This is a genomic window from Achromobacter sp. 413638, assembly GCF_043119405.1.
Lineage (GTDB): Bacteria > Pseudomonadota > Gammaproteobacteria > Burkholderiales > Burkholderiaceae_B > Achromobacter.
In genome coordinates this window covers 1-3,041 of record NZ_JBICCO010000163.1, presented here as the reverse complement: position 1 = coordinate 3,041, position 3,041 = coordinate 1, and the positions used below count along the sequence as shown (strand labels likewise).

The following is a 3,041-nucleotide window of genomic DNA, read 5'->3' as shown; positions in this document are numbered from 1 at the left end:
GGCGTGCCGGTGGTCAACATCGCGCCGCCCTCGGCGGGCGGAGTCTCGAACAACAAGTTCACGCAGTTCAACGTCGGTCCGTCCGGCGTGGTGCTGAACAACAGCGGCGGGGCCAGCCAGACGCAGCTGGCCGGGCAGGTCGCGGGCAATCCGATGCTGGGCAACCAGCGCGCCACCACCATCCTGAACCAGGTCACCGCGCCCAACCCCTCGCAGCTGATGGGCACGATGGAAGTGGCCGGCAACCGCGCCAACATCATCGTCGCCAACCCGGCGGGCATCACCTGCAACGGCTGCGGCTTCTTGAACGCGGACCGCGCCACGCTCACGACCGGCAAGCCCATGGTGGGGCCGGACGGCGGCATCGGCTTTGATGTGGCGGGCGGCAAGCTGCGCGTGGAGGGCGCGGGCCTGAACGGCGCGAACCTGAGCCGCGTGGATTTGATGGCGCGCACGCTGGAGATCAACGCGGGCATCTGGGCCGATCAGCTTCACGTGACGGCCGGCGCGGCCAAGGTCGACTACGCGACGGGCGCGGTATCGGCGGGCCAGGGCGAAGGCCCGGCGCCGACGGTGGCGCTGGACACGGCGGCGCTGGGCGGCATGTATGCCAATAGCATTCGCTTGGTCGGCACCGAGGCTGGCGTGGGCGTGAACGTGGGCGGCAATCTGGTCGCCTTGACGGGCAATCTGGAAGTGAGCGCGGCGGGCGACGTCAGGATCACGCCCAGCGGTACGATGCAGGCGGCGCGTGATGTGCGCGTGGCCGCCGGCCGCGATGTGGCGGTCGAAGGCCGAGCGCAGGGCGCTGGCGCGGTTGCCCTGACGGCGGGCCGCGACGCGGCGGTCACGGGCGCGGTGAGCGCGGGTCAGGCGCTGACGGTGGATGCGGCCGTTGATGTGTCGGTGAGCGCGCGCGGCAGCCTGCAGACGCAGGACGCATTGCGCGTGGCGGCGGGGCGCGATCTGGCGCTGGGCGGTTCGCTGGTGATGGGCGACCAGGATGTGCGGGTGCAGGCCGGGCGCAATCTGCGCGCGGGCACGGTGGCGGATAGCGGCTCGGGCAATGGCAACGGTGCTGGCAACGGCAATACGGGCGGCACCGGCAACAACAATGGCGGCACCGGCGGCAATAACGGAAGTAACGGCAGCGGCAATAACGGTGGCAACACCGGAAGCACCGGCGGCAATGCCGGCAACGGCGCAGGCACGAGCAACGGCTCGGGCGCAGGCGCCAGCACAGAGACCGCCGCCAGCACGCAATCGGTCGGCCTGGTCTCCGCCAAGGGCGCGCTGACGCTGCAAGCCGGCCGCGATGTCCAGCTGCCCGGCCAGATCTCGGCCGCGCGCACCTTGCAGGCCGAGGCCGGCGGCGAGCTGTCCACGACCGCCAGCGCGCGCCTGCAATCGGGCCAGGCCATGGGGATACGCGCGGGCGAGGGCGTGACGCTGGCCGGCTCGGCCCTGAGCGACACCAGCCTGTCCATCGACGCGGCGCGCGAGCTGCGCCTGGACGGCAGCGCGCTGGCTTACGGCGGCACGCTGCGATTGGCGGGCAATGACGTGCTGCTGGGCGCGACCAGCAAGACGCAAGGACGCGGTATCGACGTCACCGCCACGCGCGACCTGCGCGCGAGCGGATCCTCGGTCTCGGCCGGCGCGGCTCAATTGAAGGCTGGCCGCGATGCAGCCCTGTCCGGCACGCTTGCCGCCGATGGCGACCTCAAGCTGCAAGCCGGCGGCGCGGCGAGCAACGACGGCCAGCTGTCCAGCACCGGCAAGCTGCAACTGCAGGCCGGCGGCGACGCCACCCTCAAGGGCAGCCTGCGCAGCAACGGCGACCTGACGGCGGACGCGGGCGGCAAGCTGGCGCTGCTGGGCAGCGCCAGCGCAACGACGGGCGCGTTGAATCTGACCTCGGTGGGCGACCTGTCCATCGGCAAGGACGCCACGGCCCAAGCGGGCGGTGCCATCGGCCTGCGCACGCGAGGCAACTTCACCACCGCCGGCGCGATGACGTCGCTGCAAGCGCTGACCATCAGCGCGGCGGGCGATGCGGCTATCGACGGCAAGCTGCTGGCGGGCGGTCCGCTGTCCATCGATGCGATCGGCAAGATCGCGGCCGGCGCGGACGCGAAGCTGCAGGCCAAGGGCGCGCTGCGCCTGGATGCGGGACGCGACCTGACGCTGGCCGGCCTGGCCGAGACCAACGCTGGCATGACGCTGGCCTCGGGCGCGGACCTGCGCGTGGACGGCAGCGCCATGGCCTATGGCGGCGCGCTGTCGTTGACGGCGGGTCAGGGGCTGACGCTGGGCGCGACGGGCAATCTGCAGGCCAGCGGCCTGCTGCAAGCCCAGGCCGGCGGCAAGCTGCAAGCGGACGGCACGATCTCGGGCGAGCAGGACATCCGTCTGTCGTCCAATGCCGACACCGTGGTGAACGGCAAGACGGTCGCCAATGGCCTCTTGAACATCAAGGCCGGCACAGACCTCGTCGTGGGCAAGAACGGCCTGGCGCAAGGCAGCGGCAAGCTGTTCCTCTTCGCCGGCCAGGACCTGCGCATCGCCGGCACGGCCGGCACCGCCGAGACGGCGGCCACGGGCGGCGGCACGCTGCGCGCCGAGGCCGGCCGCGACATTTTCGTGACGGGCACGGTCACGGCCAGCTCGCCGGCCAGTCTGTCGGCGCAGCGGCACATGAGCGTGGACGGCACCGTCACCGCGCTGAGCGGCGATCTGACCACGCAAGCCGGCGGCGACCTGAAGGTGGCCGCGAGCGGGCGTTTGCAGTCCTCGGGCAAGCTGGACGCCAAGGCCGGCGGCGATATCGACTCGGACGGCACGCTGGCGGCCGGCGGCGCATTGGCGCTGGCGGCCACGGGCGACGCGCGGCTGGGCGGCACCATTGCCGCGCTGGGCACGAGCGCCCAGGGCACGCCGCCCGCGCCCGGCGGACGCAGCCTGTCCGTGCCGGCCAGCGGCGACCTGTCCGTGTCGGGAGGGCGTGACCTGATCATCAAGCAAGGCGCCCAGGTGCAGGC

1 protein-coding gene is annotated in these 3,041 nt (G+C 72.3%); it reads left to right on the top strand.

The annotated features are described in order from the left end of the window. A partial coding sequence (locus ACEU5R_RS31845; RefSeq protein WP_392413890.1) for a filamentous hemagglutinin N-terminal domain-containing protein occupies positions 1-3,041 on the top strand: 3,041 nt, incomplete at both ends.